The following is a 16,693-nucleotide window of genomic DNA, read 5'->3' as shown; positions in this document are numbered from 1 at the left end:
AAGGTGGCGAAAATAGATTTTTTCGTTAATTATTCATAGGTTATGTTGAGATCAAGGGTACCGCTATGTACGATAATCTGAAAAGTCTGGGCATTACCAATCCTGATGAAATTGATCGTTATAGTCTCCGCCAGGAAGCCAATAACGATATTTTGAAAATCTATTTTCACAAGGACAAAGGAGAGTTCTTCGCCAAAAGCGTGAAATTTAAATACCCACGCCAGCGTAAGACCGTTGTCGCTGACGGTATCGGTCAGGGATATAAAGAAGTACAGGAAATCAGCCCTAACCTGCGCTACGTTATCGACGAACTCGATCAAATCTGCCAGCGCGATCGCAGCGAAGTCGATCTGAAACGTAAGATCCTTGACGACCTGCGTCACCTGGAAAGTGTTGTTACCCATAAGATCAGCGAAATTGAAGCTGATCTTGAGAAATTGACGCGTAACAAATGAGCCGTTTTATTGCCCGGTGGCGCTTCGCTTACCGGGCCTACGAACGCATGTAGGCCGGGTAAGGCGAAGCCGCCAGCCAGCAAAAAGCATCATCTTTGTTCATCCAGCTGCAACGCCACATACAGCAGTAGCCGGTCGTCAAAATTCCCTAAATCCAGCCCCGTCAGTTCCGAGATCCGGTTTAGCCTATACTCCAGCGTATTACGGTGAATAAACAGCGCTTTTGACGTTGCCAGCGGCTGCACGTTATGCCGGAACCACGCCTGCAACGTACGGCGCAGCAGCCCGTTGTTGTCCATCGCTTTCAGACGCACCAGCGGGCGCGCCAGCTCGTTGGCCTGCCAGCCACCGCGCAAACTGTCGAGCAGGACCGGCAGCATCAGATCCTGATAGAAATAACTGCGGCTCTCCGGCATGCGCTGTTTACCCACCATCATGGTAGTGCGCGCCGTTCGCCATGAACGGGCGATACTTCCCGGCCCGGTAAAGTAATTTCCCAGCGCGACGCGAAAACGGAGCTGTCCGTTCTCCTTCATGCGCTCGATGAGCAGCTCAACGCGGCGACGATGATCTTCCGCGTCCCAGCGGCCAAACTGATTAAGCGCAGGCTTGAGCACCACCATTTCCGTCAAAGAGACGATTGCCACCAGGTTGTTACGCTCCGGCGTCGCCAGCATATTTTGCAGCTGCTGTAGCTCCACCATGGCGCTATCCACGCCAAGCTGGCCGCTATCCACCTCAATCACGGCGACCACGCGCGGCTGATTCAGGTCGATACCCAGACGCTGCGCCCACTCGCTCAGGGCAGGCGTGTGCTCCTCCGCCTGGATCAAATTCATCACCAGCTCTTCACGCAGGCGGCTGTCCTGGGCGAGCAGGTGCATCAGACGCGACTGCTCCAGCATCATCTCCGCCGTCATGCAGACCAGCTCGCCGTATTTACGCAGCGATTCAGGATCGCCGGTCAGACCGATAACGCCAACAATCTCTCCTTCCAGACGCAGCGGCAGGTTGATCCCCTGACGGACCCCGTGCAGATGTTTCGCCACGGCGTCATCAATGTCGACCACGCGCCCCTGAGAGAGCACCAGCAACGCCCCTTCGTGCAATTCACCAATACGCTCACGATCGCCGCTGCCGATAATGCGCCCTCGGGCGTCCATTACGTTGATATTGGTATCGATGATTCGCATGGTGCGCGCCACGATATCCTGCGCCATTTTGGTATCAAGATGCCAGCCAGCCATATAACCCTCCCGTGAGCAGAGCTCAAGCATAGGGAAGTTCAGCTAAGGCTGCATTGTGCAGATGCCCAAAGGCAGAGAGAGATGTATGGAGTTGTGGGAAAGGTCACAGAAAAGAGAAAGCCCCTGCGAACAGGGGCTTAAGAAGATTACTGCATCAGGAGATAAATAGAGGTATCACCACGCTGAATATTCAGTGCCAGCACGGACGGCTTGCTGTCGAGAATTTTGCGCAGTTCAGCGATGTTTTTCACCGGCTGCTGGTTAGCGCCCATGATCACATCACCTTTTTTCAGGCCGATACGGGCAGCAGGTGAGTTCGCTTTCACGTTGTTCACCACCACGCCTTTATCTGCCCCTTTGTTGCTCATCTCAGCACCTTCAATACCGCTGAAGATGGTGCTGGAATCCACCTGATTCTGACTGCTCTGTTGCAGTTCCAGGCTCACGTTAACTGGCTTACCTTCACGCAGCAGGCCGAGGGTCACTTTACTGCCGATTGGCATAGAACCCACTTCCGCACGCAGGGCGGCAAAGCTGCTGATCGGTTTACCGTTCAGAGAGGTGATCACGTCACCCGCTTTAATGCCGGCTTTCGCCGCTGAAGAGTTCGGCATGACCTGGCTTACGAATGCGCCGCGCTGAGCGTCCACTTTCATTGCTTTCGCCAGCTCGGAGTTCAGCTCGGTCCCCATGATACCCAGCTCACCACGTTTCACCTGTCCATATTGCACCATCTGCGCAGTCAGGTTTTTCACCATGTTGCTCGGGATAGCAAAGCCGATACCGATGTTGCCACCGTCCGGTGCCAGGATAGCGGTGTTGATACCGATCAGTTCACCGTTCAGGTTAACCAGCGCACCGCCGGAGTTACCGCGGTTAATGGCCGCATCCGTCTGGATGAAGTTTTCATAGTTTTCCGCATTCAGGCCGCTACGTCCCAGCGCGGAGACGATACCCGAGGTCACGGTTTCGCCCAGACCAAACGGGTTACCGATGGCGACAGTGTAGTCACCCACGCGCAGCGCGTCAGAGTCGGCAAGCTTAATCGCCGTCAGGTTCTTCGGATCCTGAATTTGAATCAGTGCGATATCGGAGCGCGGGTCTTTACCGACCACTTTGGCATCGAATTTACGGCCATCGCTCATCTGAACCTTAATGGTGTTAGCATTATCTACCACGTGGTTATTGGTCACCACGTAGCCTTTCGCTGCATCAATAATAACGCCCGAGCCGAGTGCCATGAATTTCTGCTGCTGGCCGCCGCCCTGACCGTCATCCCCTGCGCCGCCGCCCTGACAGAACGGGGAGCTCTGGAATGGCGAACCGTCCTGGCAGAATGGCGAATTGTCGCCGAAGAACTGCTGGAAATTACGCGGCATACGCGGCGTATTGACGGTTGTGCTGCCCTCAACGTTAATACTCACCACCGATGGCATCACTTTTTCGAGCATCGGGGCCAGGCTTGGCATCTGCTGCGCAGTCGCTGCCGAGGAAGCTGTCTCGGCCGCCGTCGCCAGAGGGGACAACGCTAAACCTAAACTCAGAGCCAGTGCACTCATTGCTAATGTGGTTTTTTTCATGTTTCTCAATCTCGATTTACCAGATAACGCAAAATTGCTGTGTAACTCAGATTCGTTTTATACCGCTTAGTTCCGGGATTAAGTTTATGGAAAAAGTAAAAATTTATTGGTCGTCTTTACAAAACTCATGGCTTATTCAACGGCCATAAGCTTGCGGTATTCATCCCAGGCATACAAATCTGTCATCCCGCTGATATAGTCCTGGATAAGACGACAGCGATAATAATATTCCATGACTGGCCATTGGGAAGAATGACGATCTATTTTACTGACGGCCTCAATGTATGCCAGCCGGTGACGGGTTGAAAGCTTCTGATAGAGACGAGATTCAATCGGCAGGCGGCGAACACGTTCATTTTCGACCAGCTCGCAAAACTCATCGACCGTCAGCTGGAGCAGCGGGCCATAAATTTCCAGCAAACCGCTGATAACCCGGTATCCTTGCAGCTCCAGCTGTTCGACATCCGGGTGGCTGAAAACATGGCGAACAGCCACGTTTTTATATAATTCAAGCAGCTGACTAAAACTGCTCTCATCTTCCAGCAGGGCGTGATTAAATTCCCCGCTAAATATCATCGGCAAATTATCAATGAAACGGGCGGCCGCATACGGCACCAGTTTATTCAGCGTATTGACCCGCAAATACATAAAGAACTGATCTTCGGTACTGCGGCTCAGCGAATTTGAACGCGATTTATCCCAGGCATTCTCGACGACCTGTGCAAACAGAGAACCTTTTTCATGCTCTCCCCAGGCATCGTGAAGATGCTGATACAGCTCCTCGACGCTGAATATTCTTTTTTCCACTGCGTCTTCCAGATCGGCCACGCAATAAGAAATGTCATCAGCCGCTTCCATAATCCACGTCAATGGAAAACGGCCATTCGGCGTTAGCGAAAGTTCTTTACGCAACCGTTCAATGTACGCTTCTTCCGACAGGTAATAGCCCGGTTTTTTCATCAGGTAGCTATGGGTGGCAGGCGTTTCCCCCATCCACCACGCGGGACGCGTGTATTTAAGAATACAGCCCACCTGCGCCCAGGTCAGATTCATGCGCATCAGGGAGTGCACCAGACGGATCCCCTGCGCGTTACCTTCGAAATGACACAGATCCTGACGCACCTTGCGGCGCAGATCGTTCAGGCTATCTTCGCCCTCACGCAGGCGTAAATCGCGTACCACACAGCGGTCATCGCTGAGCGGCTGGCTTATGGCGTCAGAGGGAAAAAGCCGCTGTTTAAACCAGTCATTGATGGCGGCCTCGCCGAAATGACCAAAGGGAGGATTGCCGATATCGTGCATCAGGCAGGCCATCTCAACGATGCTTTCGAACGGCCCGGTCAGTTCATCCAGCCCGTAGGTTTCCAGCAGACGTTGCTCTTTGAGACGGCTGAGGATCTCTTTCGCAATGTAGCGCCCCACCTGCTGCACTTCCAAGGAGTGCGTTAACCGCGTACGCACCGCGGCGTTACGCTCCAGCGGGAACACCTGGGTTTTTTGCTGTAACCGGCGGATGGCGGGCGAATTGATGATGCGTCCGCGATCGCTTTCAAAAATGCGCAGGATCTCATGTTCGCTCTTATCGCCCTGTGGCGAACGGAAACGTCGGTGCCAGTTAATTTTGGTGCGAAAATCGATTGGTGCCATGTGCTCCCCCGCGTGAGAATGCGTTTCCCCTTAACCGCATGATAGACTATGCATCTTAACAAGGCACATCGCGAGTAAATCTATGAAAATCGGCATTATTGGTGCAATGGAAGAAGAAGTTACGCTGCTGCGTGACAAAATTGAGAACCGTCAGACCCTCTCCCTTGGTGGCTGTGAGATCTACACCGGCCAGCTGAACGGCGTTGACGTGGCTCTGCTGAAATCAGGCATCGGTAAAGTTGCAGCGGCACTGGGCGCGACCCTGCTGCTTGAGCGCTGCAAGCCTGACGTTATCATTAATACAGGTTCGGCGGGCGGTCTGGCGCCGACGCTGAAAGTGGGCGATATCGTGGTTTCCGACGAAGCGCGTTACCACGATGCAGATGTCACCGCATTCGGCTACGAATATGGTCAGCTTCCGGGCTGCCCGGCCGGGTTTAAAGCGGATGATAAGCTGATTGCCGCCGCTGAAAGCTGCATTAACGAGCTGAACCTCAATGCGGTGCGTGGCCTGATCGTCAGCGGCGATGCCTTTATCAACGGCTCTGTTGGTCTGGCGAAAATCCGTCATAACTTCCCGCAGGCTGTGGCCGTTGAGATGGAAGCCACGGCCATTGCGCACGTTTGCCATAACTTCAGCGTGCCGTTCGTGGTCGTTCGCGCGATCTCTGACGTGGCGGACCAGCAGTCCCACATCAGCTTCGACGAGTTCCTGGCCGTTGCGGCCAAACAGTCCACCGTGATGGTGGAAACCCTGGTGCAGAAACTGGCGCGTGGGTAAGGTGTCATTCAGGGCGCTGGTCGCCCTGCTTCTGCTCGCCCCGGCCTGGCTCATCGCCGCGCCGCGGGTGATCACACTCTCCCCTGCCAATACGGAACTGGCGTTTGCCGCCGGGATTACGCCCGTTGCGGTGAGCAGCTTTTCCGATTATCCACCGCAGGCCGCCCAAATCGAACAGGTTGCCACCTGGCAGGGAATGAACCTGGAACGCATCGTGGCGCTGAAGCCCGATCTGGTTCTTGCCTGGCGCGGTGGTAATGCCGAACGACAGGTGAACCAGCTCTCTTCGCTGGGAATAACGGTAAAATGGGTAGATGCGGTGAGCATCGAACAGGTGGCGCAAACCCTCCGTGACCTCGCGCCCTTCAGCCCTACCCCCCAACGCGCCGAGCACGCTGCACAGCAGATGCTCAACGACTATGCTGCGCTAAAAACCCGATACGGCACGCAACCGAAACAACGCGTTTTTCTGCAATTTGGCAGCCAGCCGCTGTTCACTACCGGGAAAGGTTCGATCCAGAACCAGGTGCTTGAGATCTGTGGAGGTGAAAATATCTTTGCCGAAAGCCGGGTCCCCTGGCCGCAGGTCAGTCGTGAGCAGGTTCTGGCGCGACAACCGCAGGCCATTGTGGTGGTCGGAAATGCGAGCGAGATTCCTAAAATAGAACAATTCTGGCATCGGCAGCTTAAAATTCCGGTCATCGCACTCAACAGCGACTGGTTTGAACGCGCCAGCCCGCGTATTATCCTCGCCGCAAAACAACTCTGCGCCGAACTGGCAGAGAGTCACTCAAACAGATAAATACCCTATTCGAGGATTTAACGATGCTCGTGTATTGGCTGGATATTCTTGGCACAGCCGTTTTTGCTATCTCCGGCGTTTTGCTTGCCGGAAAACTACGCATGGATCCTTTTGGCGTACTGGTGCTCGGCGTCGTTACGGCGGTAGGCGGCGGAACGATTCGCGATATGGCGCTAGCAAACGGCCCGGTATTCTGGGTAAAAGATCCAACGGATCTGGTGGTGGCGATGGTCACCTGCCTGTTAACCATCGTGCTGGTTCGTCAGCCTCGCAGACTACCAAAATGGATATTGCCAGTGCTGGATGCCGTCGGTCTGGCGGTCTTTGTGGGAATAGGCGTGAATAAAGCCTTTATTGCCGGGACTGGCCCGCTGGTGGCGATCTGTATGGGCGTGTTGACCGGCGTGGGCGGAGGGATTATTCGCGACATTCTGGCGCGAGAAGTCCCGATGATCCTGCGAACGGAAATCTACGCGACGGCCTGTATCATCGGGGGGATTGTTCACGCCACGGCGTATTATACCTTTGCTGTCCCGCTGGAAAACGCGGCGATGCTGGGGATGGTGGTAACGCTGGTGATCCGTTTAGCGGCGATACGCTGGCACCTGAAGCTGCCGACGTTTGCACTGGATGAAAATTCAAGATAGGTATCGTTTATAAGCCCGGTGGCGCTTCGCTTACCGGGCCTACAATTTGCATTCAGGTTAAATACTGAATGAAGAACCACACCCGCAGGTGCTGGTCGCATTCGGGTTAGTCACCACAAAGCGCGAACCTTCCAGACCTTCAGTGTAGTCCACTGAACCGCCCACCAGATATTGCAGGCTCATCGGATCAACCACCAGCGCGACGCCCTGTTTTTCGATAGTCATATCACCATCGTTAACCTGGTCGTCAAAGGTAAAACCATACTGGAAGCCACTACAGCCGCCGCCGGTAATATAAACACGCAGTTTCAGATCCGGATTGTCCTCGTCGGCAATCAGGGTTTTCACTTTTTTCGCTGCTGCTTCGGTAAATTCCAGCGGCAACGCTACGTCATCACTCATCTTATGCTCCCATGAATACTGCGACTGCTATTGGGTAAAAATCACCCAATTCTTTTTGTCATTATCTAATACCCTGGTAATTCATTCAAGTATTCTGCTTCAGGGCCTGTTCAGCTTCCTGTTTCGCCAGGGTACGGGCAAGAATGGTGGAGTATAGCGGTTTTCCACCCAGGAATTGGGCTAATAGTGTCGCGCCGAGGCAGGTAATGATCATTGGCAAAATGAGCTGGTAATTGTCGGTCATTTCCAGCACCAGCACGATCCCGGTCAGCGGCGCACGCAGGGAGGCCGCCAGCAGCGCCCCCATTCCCGCAACCGCAAACGTCCCCGCATCCAGATGGTAGGCCGGGAAGCCTGCCGCCGCCGCCATCCCGAACGCCGTACCCAGCAGCGTCCCCAGCGCCAGCATCGGGGCGAAAATGCCGCCCGGGGCACCAGAGGAGAAGCACAATACCGTGGTGATGACGCGTGAAATAAACATAAACAGCAGCAGGCCTACGCTGAAATTCCCCGCCGCGGCAATGGGAATCAGACCGAAACCGCCGCCCGCCGCATTCGGTTCGATAAAACCGAGGATCCCGCACACGCCACCAAGCAGGCCCCCCACCAGCACCCATTTCGTGGTATTTCCGCCATGGATGCGCTGAAACATATCCTGCGCCCGTAAAATCAGGGTGTTAAAAAGCGGGCCAACGACGCCAAAAATCATCCCAAGAATCAGATACAGCCACAAAGTATTGACCGGCGCATTAGTTAGCTTGCCAACTTCAATCACCGCCCCTTCGCCGTTAAAGACGCGAAAGACAATGCTCGACATAATCACGCCGGTAAACACCGCTTTAATGGAGATCAGGTTGTAGCGGAACTGGGCGCGCATCTCTTCAATGATAAACAGGATACCCGCCAGCGGCGCGTTAAACGCGGCAGACAGCCCGGCCGCCGCCCCCGTTGCCAGCAGCGTATGGCGCGCTTCGGCGCTGCGCATACGGAACAGATCGCCGACCATGCGCCCGACGTTACCGCCCAGCTGTACCGTTGGTCCTTCCCGACCGAGCACCATGCCCGCTCCGAGCGTTCCCATCCCGCCGATAAATTTCACAGGAAGCACGCGCCACCAGCGAACCGGGCGTAGCTCTTCCAGCGCCCCCTCAATTTCAGGGATCCCCGAGCCGCCTGCTTCAGGGGCGAATTTACGCACCAGAAAATAGCCCACCATGGCAAACAGGGCCGAAAGGCCAAAGGCCCACACCCAGACCAGCCATTCACGATCCGCAAAGCTGGCGACGGTACCTATGCGCCAGTTGAGCACCGCATTGACGGCTTTCTCAAACGCGACGCCTACCAGCCCGGCCAGCGTGCCCACAACGGCGGCTGCCACCAGAATGGCTAACGGGGTTTTGTCACGGTTGAGCAGCCGCCGGATACTGACCCGGTGCTTCGCGCGCGTAAACTGTTGTTGTTCAAAAGAAGGCGTGTTCTCGTTCATTACCTGTTCTGTTTCGTCATACAAAAGGCCGCAGGGATTCTACCAGAGACAATCCCCTCGTCCCCTGAAAAATACTTAACAATTGTTAAGCCTTCTATGGGGCAAAAATTTTATAACCTCTTCCGAATCACTTAGAATAGTTGCCTTAACTCATTTCTACGAACCAGGAACGACGCCATGAGCAAGTCTGAAAACCTCTACAGCGCAGCCCGCGAGCTAATCCCAGGCGGCGTGAACTCACCCGTGCGCGCCTTTACCGGCGTGGGTGGCACCCCGCTGTTTATCGAACGTGCGGATGGCGCATATCTGTATGATGTGGATGGTAAAGCCTATGTCGATTACGTCGGCTCCTGGGGCCCGATGGTACTGGGCCACAACCACCCGGCGATCCGCAATGCGGTGATTGAAGCCGCTCAGCGCGGCCTGAGCTTCGGCGCGCCAACCGAGATGGAAGTCAAAATGGCGGAGCTGGTCACCGAACTGGTGCCAACGATGGACATGGTGCGTATGGTGAACTCCGGTACCGAAGCGACCATGAGCGCTATCCGTCTGGCGCGCGGTTTTACCGGCCGTGACAAGATCATCAAGTTCGAAGGTTGTTATCACGGCCATGCCGACTGTCTGCTGGTGAAAGCCGGTTCCGGCGCGCTGACCCTCGGCCAGCCGAACTCCCCGGGGGTGCCGGCTGATTTCGCGAAACACACGTTGACCTGCACCTATAACGATCTGAACACCGTTCGCGCCGCGTTCGAGCAGTATCCGCAGGAGATCGCCTGCATCATCGTTGAGCCAGTTGCGGGCAACATGAACTGTATCCCACCGCAGCCTGACTTCCTGCCGGGCCTGCGCGCCCTGTGTTATGAGTTCGGCGCGCTGCTGATCATCGACGAAGTGATGACCGGCTTCCGCGTGGCGCTGGCGGGGGCGCAGTCATACTACGGCGTGGAGCCGGATCTGACCTGCCTCGGCAAAATCATTGGCGGCGGCATGCCTGTCGGCGCGTTTGGCGGCCGTAAGGACGTCATGGACGCGCTGGCGCCAACCGGTCCGGTTTACCAGGCGGGTACGCTCTCCGGTAACCCGATTGCGATGGCGGCGGGCTTTGCCTGTCTGACCGAAGTGGCGCAGCCGGGTATCCACGAAACCTTGACGGACCGGACGACGCAACTGGCAAACGGTTTGCTGGAAGCCGCAGAAGATGCGGGTATTCCACTGGTGGTGAACCACGTGGGCGGGATGTTCGGGATTTTCTTCACCGATGCGAAAACCGTGACCTGCTATCAGGACGTGGTGAAATGCGACGTGGAACGCTTCAAACGCTTCTTCCACCTGATGCTGGAAGAAGGCGTGTATCTTGCCCCGTCAGCGTTTGAAGCGGGCTTTATGTCCGTGGCGCACAGCGAAGAAGATATCAATAACACCATCGACGCAGCGCGTAAGGTATTTGCGAAGCTGTAAAATGTGCGGCTTGATGCCCTCACCCCAACCCTCTCCCACAGGGAGAGGGAGCAAACACTAAAACGGCAATCTAAGGATTGCCGTTTACTTCTATTACCGACTCTGCTTTCTCAACAGATAAATAAAGTAAGGCGCGCCGATAAAGGTCGACAGGAGGCCCGCCGGGATCTGATACGGGAACAGCACCATCCTTCCGCACCAGTCAGCAAAGACCAGGATCGCCCCGCCCGTCAGCGCAGAGATCACGATATGCGGCAAAGTCCTGCGGAAACCCATCATACGGGCGATATGCGGCGCCATTAATCCGACAAAACTGAGCGGGCCGATAGTCATGGTGGCCGTCGCCGTCAGGCACGCGGCCAGCAGCAACAGCGCAATGCGCGTTGGCGTCAGCGCCACCCCGACCGCGCGGGCGGTATCCCCACCCAGCGGCAGAATGGTCATCCAGCGGCGGCACAGCGGCACAATCGCCAGCAGCACGATCATCACAATCCCGGTATGCACCACCTGACTGCCGGTGGCGTTGTATGTTGAACCGGAAATCCATGTCAGGATCTGCGCCATGCGCGGATCGCCGCTCGCCTGCAACATCATCAGCAGCATAGTAAACGCGGTGCTGAGCGCCATCCCGGCCAGCAGCATGCGGTGAGGTGAGAAACCACCTCGCCCGGAGGCGATCAGGATAATCATCAGCGTGACTGCCGCACCGATACTCCCGGCAGGCATCAGCCAGCCGAACGCATTTCCCGGTACGAGGAACAACATCAACACTACGCCAAACGCGGCCCCGGAGCTGATCCCTAATACTTCCGGGCTTGCCATCGGGTTGCCGGTGAGACGCTGGATAATACAGCCCGCCACCGCCAGCATGACGCCCGCAATCAGCGCAGAGAAAATCCGCGGCCAGCGCCACTGCATGAGTTCATGCAGCAAATCCCCCGTTGCCCAGTGCCAGCCCGTGGCGTCGCGTCCCAGCGAGAGTGCGGCAAACGAGGCGATAACCAGCACTGCCAGCCCGGCAAGGCTGAACCACACCACCGACTGACGCTCGGCATGCACTTTATCGCCGGCATCCATCGCCGGAGCGCTAATGCTGCGCAGGCGCGGCAGCAGCCACAGCAGCAGCGGCGCGCCGATCAGGGCCGTCACCGAGCCCGTGGAAACTTCCATCCAGACGCGCGCCAGCCAGAGAATGAGCTGATCGGAAAGCCAGAGGATCAGCGCACCAATCAGCGGCGCCAGCATCAGACGCGCCAGCAGACGGCGCGCGCCGAGCATTTTTGCCAGCAATGGCGCAAACAGGCCGATAAAACCGATGATGCCGACGGCGTTAACCAGTAACGCGCTCAGCACAATCGCCAGGGTCAGGGCCGCCAGACGGGCCAGCGACAGCGCCAGCCCGAGATTGCGCGCCACGCCGTCATCGAGGCCCATCAGCGTGAGCGGACGCAGCAGCAGCAGCGTCAGCACCACGCCGCCAAACAGCTGCGGCCACAGGCGCTGGACGATACTCCAGTCGGTCTGGGTGAGCGTGCCGGTACTCCACATAAACATGCTTTGCAGCTGATCGTGGTGAAACAGCACCAGCAGCTGGTTGATCGCCCCACAGTAGAGGCTGACGACCAGCCCCGCGAGGATCAGCGTGACCGGCGAGAGACGTTTTCCCCAGGCTACGCCAAAGACCAGCGCACCGACCACACATGCGCCTGCCAGCGCGGCAAACTGCGAGGTTAACGCTCCCGGCAGGGTCCAGAGCGTGGTGATGGTGATCCCCAGCTGAGCCCCCGTCGCCACGCCCAGCGTGGTTGGCTCCGCCAGCGGGTTACGTAGCACCTGCTGAAACAGTACGCCCACCAGTCCCAGTCCCGCCCCGACCAGCAGGGAGATAGCCAGACGCGGCAGCAGGCTGTAGTGGAACAGCATTTGCTGAATATTGTCGATATCCGGTGCGGCAAACGCGGCTGCCCACTGATCGCGCGGTAACGCCGTGGTCAGGTTAAAGCCGGTTAATGCCAGGGCAGCCAGAAAAATGAGCGCTAACAGTAACATCGGGAAACGGGCCATACGCGTGCTCATGCCTTGCCTCCCAGTGCATTGTCCAGCACGCGGGCAAAATGCATGGCCGACAGCGTCGCGCCGTAGAACCATACCGCTGGCGCGCGCAGGAAGCGCTGCTCGCGGACGAACGGCATTGCCTGCCAGAGCGGAGTCGCCATCAGGGTTTGCATTTCGCGCTCATTGCCGTGGTCAAAGCACAGCACGTCCACATCACGAAACGCCGCCAGACGGTCAATCCCCACGGCGGTACTGCCCCAGAACGTCATCTCGCCTTCCCAGGCATTGCGAATGCCAAAGCTGTCGAGCACTTCCTGGAACAGACAGTTATTTCCAAAGACCAGCATATGGCGGGCATCCAGCAGGGTCACCATCAGCAAAGGCCGATCGCCACGGTGGGCAAAGCGCGGCTTAAGGGAATCAATCAGCGCATCAAATTCATTGAGATGTTTTTTCGCCTCAGCCTCACGGTTGAGGAACTGCGCCATCTCGTGGATGGAATTTTTTGCCATGGTCAGCGGCTTTTTACCGTCGCTAAAGGAAAAGCCCCGTCCGGGCGCAATCTTCGCCATGGTCTCTTCCGACGGGCCATACCCCGCAGACCAGAATAAATAAGACGGTTTCATCTGGGTGAGAAGCTCAAGGTTCGGCTCCGTACGCAGACCGATGTCGATGACGGAGTCCGGCAGTTTTGGCTCATTCACCCACAGGGTGTAGTTGGGAATATCGGCCACGCCGTAAGGCGTCACGCCCAGCGCCATCATCAGTTCGACGGGCAACCACTCCAGCGCCACGATGCGGTGCGGATCGACTGCGGCAGCGCGGGCCGGGCCCATCTTTAACAGCAGCGGTGAGAGTGCCATGGCCGTCAGCAGGCGACGGCGGCTAATTAATGTTGGATCCAGCATCAGTAGACAAAGCTCACGGGTGCAGCCCCGGCCGGGTGAGGCAGAATGCCCATAGGAATACCGTAGATATGTTCCAGCGTTTCGCTGCGCATCAGTTCGGCAGGCGTACCCTGAGCGATCATTTCACCGCCGCGCAGCGCTACCAGATAGTCGCAGTAGCGTGCCGCCATGTTGATATCATGCAGAACGGCAATCACCGTCAGGCCGCGCTGCTGGCTTAAGCGATGCACCAGCGCCAGGACGTCAACCTGATGAGCAATATCCAGCGCTGAAGTGGGTTCGTCGAGCAGCAGGCAGCGGCTGTCCTGCGCTACCAGCATTGCGATCCATGCGCGCTGACGCTCGCCACCGGACAGGCTATCCACCAGACGGTGCGCCAGCGGTTTTAACCCAACCAGCGCGATCGCCTCTTCCACTTTCTCTCTGTCAGCAACGCCAAAACGCCCGAGCGCACCGTGCCACGGATAACGTCCAATCGCCACCAGCTCGCGCACCGTCATCCCCTCCGCCTGCGGCAACTGCTGCGGCAGATAGGCCACCTTGCGGGCAAAGGCCTTACTGCTCCAGCTCGCCAGCGGCTGGTCATCCAGCAGAATGTCGCCCTCGGACGGCGGCTGATGACGGCCCAGCATCTTCAGCAGCGTCGATTTACCGGAACCATTGTGCCCGATTAAACCGGTCACTTTACCTGCGGGAAACGTCAAAGAGAGCGGATGCAGCAAGGTGCGCCCGGGTACGCGAAAGGAGAGATTGTTGAGCGTGAAGGTGGAGTCGGATTGCGTTTTAGTATCCTGCATGTCAGCCAACTTAAATAAAAAGGGCACGGCGAACCGTGCCCATAAAGAGGTTAGAAGCGGAAGGTCGCCGTGGCAACAACCTGGCGTCCTGCTCCCCAGTAGCATGCATACTCGCTGTAGCAGCTGGAGACGTATTCACGATCAAAGATGTTGTTCACGTTGACGCCGACGGAAGAGCCCGGCAGACCGAAGCGCGCCAGATCGTATTTCACGGTCGCATCCGCCAGGGCATAACCCGCGACGTTAAAGGACTCATAGGCTTTAGGCGACGCTGAGGAGTAGTACGTCACCGTGTTACCGATGTAGCGAGCACCCGCACCAACGGTCAGGCCGCTTAGCGCCGTCTCGTGGAAGGTGTAATCCGCCCACAGTGATGCCATGTTGCGCGGTACTTCTGCCGGACGACGACCTTCATACCAGGTATCGTGGGTGTATTCCGCATCGGTGTAGCTGTAGGCCGCCGTCACGTTCACGTTAGCCGACACCGCCGCTTTCGCTTCCAGCTCAAAGCCTCGGGAGCGAATTTCACCGCCCTGCACGCTAAAGCCGCTGGTCGGGTTCGCCGGATCCGCGGTCAGGTTATTGTTCTTGGTCAGCTGGTATACCGCTGCCGTCACCACAACAGGCAGATCTTTTGGAACATACTTCACGCCCGCTTCATACTGCTTGCCGCGTGCCGGATCGAACGGTTTGCCGCCCTGGGTGGTGCCAGAGAGCGGTTCAAAGGATTCACTGTAGCTGAAGTATGGTGTAATCCCGTTGTCGAACAGGTAGTTAATCCCCCCGCGCCAGGTAAATGCCTGATCGTTAATTTCCGCGCTGGTTCCGTTATTACGGTTAAAGGCAGACGTTTTCGCAAAGTCATAGCGGCCACCCAGGGTGAGTACCCACTTATCCCATTCAGCCTGATCCTGCGCATAGAGCCCGGTCTGCTCCTGACGATTGAGCATGGCATACGGGAAGTTCACATTGACGTTCGCATTGCCGTGCTGAGGATTGTTCATGCTGATCGGATCGGCGGTGCCGTAGTCAGCATCAATGTCATTTCGCATACGAAGGTAATCCACACCCGTCAGCAGGGTATGGTCAACGGCGCCGGTCGCGAATTTCGACTGGAGCTGTGTATCAACCGTGAACGAGTTGAGGTCTTCATCTGAGCGCACGTAGGCACGGCTGATCTGGGCCGGGGCGATATAGCCGTTACCGTAAACTGAACGGTAAAGGGTGTTGATTTTGGTATAACGCAGGTTCTGACGCACGGTGAAGGTGTCGTTGAATTCATGCGCGAAGCTGTAACCCACCATTTTCTGACGACGAGAGATCTTATTGTCTTCATCACCTTCGTTGAAGTCGGTCGGCAGTTTGTGCGCTTTTCCGTTAGCATCATAGTAAGGCACAACGGTACCTTCACGTGGCAGCCAGCCGTAGTAACCCGCATCCGGATCGCTCTGGAAGTTGCTCAGGAAGGTGAAATCGGTTTTATCATCAGGACGCCAGCTGAAAGACGGCGCAATCGCGTAACGAGTAGATTTCACCATTTCCTGCTGCGCGTTCTCACTACGTCCCAGACCGGTCAGACGGTAGGACCACACGCCGTCATCGTCAATCGCGTCGCTGAAATCAAACCCCGTCTGCCAGAGGTTATCAGTCCCCATTTTGAACTGAATTTCTTTCAACGGTTCCGTGGTTGGACGCTTGCTGACCATACTCACTACGCCGCCCGGATGGCTTTTGCCATACAGTACAGACGTCGGGCCACGCAGCAGCTCTACGCGCTCAAGGAAGTACGGGTCCATGGACGCTTCAGAGTAGTTGTCTCCCTGCAACTTCATACCATCCAGATACTGGTTGGTATTCACGGTGCTGGAGGTCGTGAAACCACGAATCGAAACCACATCGTAAGTTGTTGAGGCGCCGCGCGTTGCGAAAACGCTTGGGGTATAGGCCAGGGCCTGTTTAACCGTCCCCGGCTGTTTCATGTCCATCTCTTCACGAGTCACAACAGAAATAGACTGTGGGGTTTTCTCAATGGGTGTATCGGTTTTCGTCGCCGTTGCAGTGCGTTTTGCCGCAATTGTCGGTGCAGGACCCCAGGCACTTTCCTGTGCAGCCGGTGCGGCAGTCACGGTGATGGTTTCTTCTTTCTTGGGGGTTTCAGCGGCTTGTGCATAAGCAGACATGCCGGCAACCGCTGTGGCTACGACGGCTGCGATTTTACGCAGCGACGTGTTAATTGGCTGAGCAGTATTGGAAAGCGCCATGATGGATCTCTGATGAAAAAGGTGAATGATAACGTAAACGAGAATTATTATTATGACCGCAGAATAATATGCGAAACGCTGACGGCATAGCAAGCGATATGCGGCCCTACAAGAATTGAGGGTTTAAGAAATAATCAACGGAAAACGGGTCGTTAATAAGGATTGAA

The 16,693-nt window shown here is 56.4% G+C and carries 14 protein-coding genes; 5 read left to right on the top strand and 9 right to left on the bottom strand.

The annotated features are described in order from the left end of the window. Positions 1–65 precede the first annotated feature (65 nt). Entirely contained in the window at positions 66–455 is a 390-nt protein-coding gene (locus ACQG11_RS13680) for a DUF3461 family protein (protein WP_022647102.1), read from the top strand. An 89-nt stretch (positions 456–544) separates the two neighbouring features. Here the strand turns inward: ACQG11_RS13680 and ACQG11_RS13675 are convergent, their stop codons facing one another. From ACQG11_RS13675 to dgt, 3 genes are all read right to left on the bottom strand, one after another. Then, positions 545–1,702, bottom strand: coding sequence for a CdaR family transcriptional regulator (locus ACQG11_RS13675; protein ID WP_003856217.1), 1,158 nt, complete (start codon positions 1,700–1,702; stop codon positions 545–547). A 146-nt stretch (positions 1,703–1,848) separates the two neighbouring features. After that, complete coding sequence (gene degP / locus ACQG11_RS13670; protein WP_022647101.1) at positions 1,849–3,282, bottom strand: serine endoprotease DegP; 1,434 nt, start codon at positions 3,280–3,282, stop codon at positions 1,849–1,851. Between the two features lie 132 nt (positions 3,283–3,414). Beyond that, the gene (gene dgt / locus ACQG11_RS13665) at positions 3,415–4,929 is read right to left on the bottom strand and encodes a dGTPase (protein WP_046619965.1); all 1,515 of its coding nucleotides are present in this window, start codon (positions 4,927–4,929) and stop codon (positions 3,415–3,417) included. An 82-nt stretch (positions 4,930–5,011) separates the two neighbouring features. On the opposite strand from dgt, the gene mtnN reads away from it, so the two are divergent. Genes mtnN through ACQG11_RS13650 form a run of 3 tightly spaced genes read left to right on the top strand, consistent with a single transcriptional unit; the run spans position 5,012 to position 7,159 of the window. Further along, positions 5,012–5,710, top strand: coding sequence for a 5'-methylthioadenosine/S-adenosylhomocysteine nucleosidase (mtnN, locus tag ACQG11_RS13660; protein ID WP_003856223.1), 699 nt, complete (start codon positions 5,012–5,014; stop codon positions 5,708–5,710). Beyond that, positions 5,703–6,512, top strand: a complete 810-nt coding sequence (gene btuF / locus ACQG11_RS13655; protein WP_022647099.1) for a vitamin B12 ABC transporter substrate-binding protein BtuF — start codon at positions 5,703–5,705, stop codon at positions 6,510–6,512. The genes mtnN and btuF overlap by 8 nt, the downstream gene beginning before the upstream one ends. A 23-nt stretch (positions 6,513–6,535) precedes the next feature. Then, a complete protein-coding gene (locus tag ACQG11_RS13650; RefSeq protein ID WP_003856227.1) occupies positions 6,536–7,159 on the top strand; it encodes a TRIC cation channel family protein in 624 nt (207 codons plus the stop codon). A gap of 57 nt (positions 7,160–7,216) precedes the next feature. Here the strand turns inward: ACQG11_RS13650 and erpA are convergent, their stop codons facing one another. Beyond that, a complete protein-coding gene (gene erpA / locus ACQG11_RS13645) occupies positions 7,217–7,561 on the bottom strand; it encodes an iron-sulfur cluster insertion protein ErpA (RefSeq protein WP_003856230.1) in 345 nt (114 codons plus the stop codon). An 85-nt stretch (positions 7,562–7,646) separates the two neighbouring features. Next, a complete protein-coding gene (gene clcA / locus ACQG11_RS13640; RefSeq protein WP_022647097.1) occupies positions 7,647–9,047 on the bottom strand; it encodes a H(+)/Cl(-) exchange transporter ClcA in 1,401 nt (466 codons plus the stop codon). A gap of 177 nt (positions 9,048–9,224) precedes the next feature. On the opposite strand from clcA, the gene hemL reads away from it, so the two are divergent. Continuing rightward, on the top strand, positions 9,225–10,505 hold the full coding sequence (hemL, locus tag ACQG11_RS13635; protein ID WP_426728434.1) for a glutamate-1-semialdehyde 2,1-aminomutase: 1,281 nt from the start codon (positions 9,225–9,227) through the stop codon (positions 10,503–10,505). A 93-nt stretch (positions 10,506–10,598) separates the two neighbouring features. Here hemL and fhuB read toward each other — a convergent pair whose 3' ends face one another. From fhuB to fhuA, 4 genes are read right to left on the bottom strand one after another with little or no spacing between them, the layout of a single operon-like run. After that, a complete protein-coding gene (gene fhuB / locus ACQG11_RS13630) occupies positions 10,599–12,581 on the bottom strand; it encodes a Fe(3+)-hydroxamate ABC transporter permease FhuB (protein WP_032625558.1) in 1,983 nt (660 codons plus the stop codon). Then, a complete protein-coding gene (gene fhuD / locus ACQG11_RS13625; RefSeq protein WP_023299359.1) occupies positions 12,578–13,468 on the bottom strand; it encodes a Fe(3+)-hydroxamate ABC transporter substrate-binding protein FhuD in 891 nt (296 codons plus the stop codon). Before fhuD ends, fhuB begins: the two co-directional genes overlap by 4 nt. Further along, a complete protein-coding gene (gene fhuC / locus ACQG11_RS13620; RefSeq protein WP_022647093.1) occupies positions 13,468–14,265 on the bottom strand; it encodes a Fe3+-hydroxamate ABC transporter ATP-binding protein FhuC in 798 nt (265 codons plus the stop codon). The genes fhuD and fhuC overlap by 1 nt, the downstream gene beginning before the upstream one ends. A gap of 50 nt (positions 14,266–14,315) precedes the next feature. Continuing rightward, entirely contained in the window at positions 14,316–16,526 is a 2,211-nt protein-coding gene (gene fhuA / locus ACQG11_RS13615) for a ferrichrome porin FhuA (RefSeq protein ID WP_426728433.1), read from the bottom strand. Between the last annotated feature and the right edge of the window lie 167 nt (positions 16,527–16,693).

It is taken from the genome of Enterobacter cloacae complex sp. 372C4 (assembly GCF_050030615.1).
Taxonomy (GTDB): domain Bacteria; phylum Pseudomonadota; class Gammaproteobacteria; order Enterobacterales; family Enterobacteriaceae; genus Enterobacter; species Enterobacter intestinihominis.
Note: the sequence above shows the minus strand (reverse complement) of the source record. Positions and strands in the feature narration are given on the sequence as shown.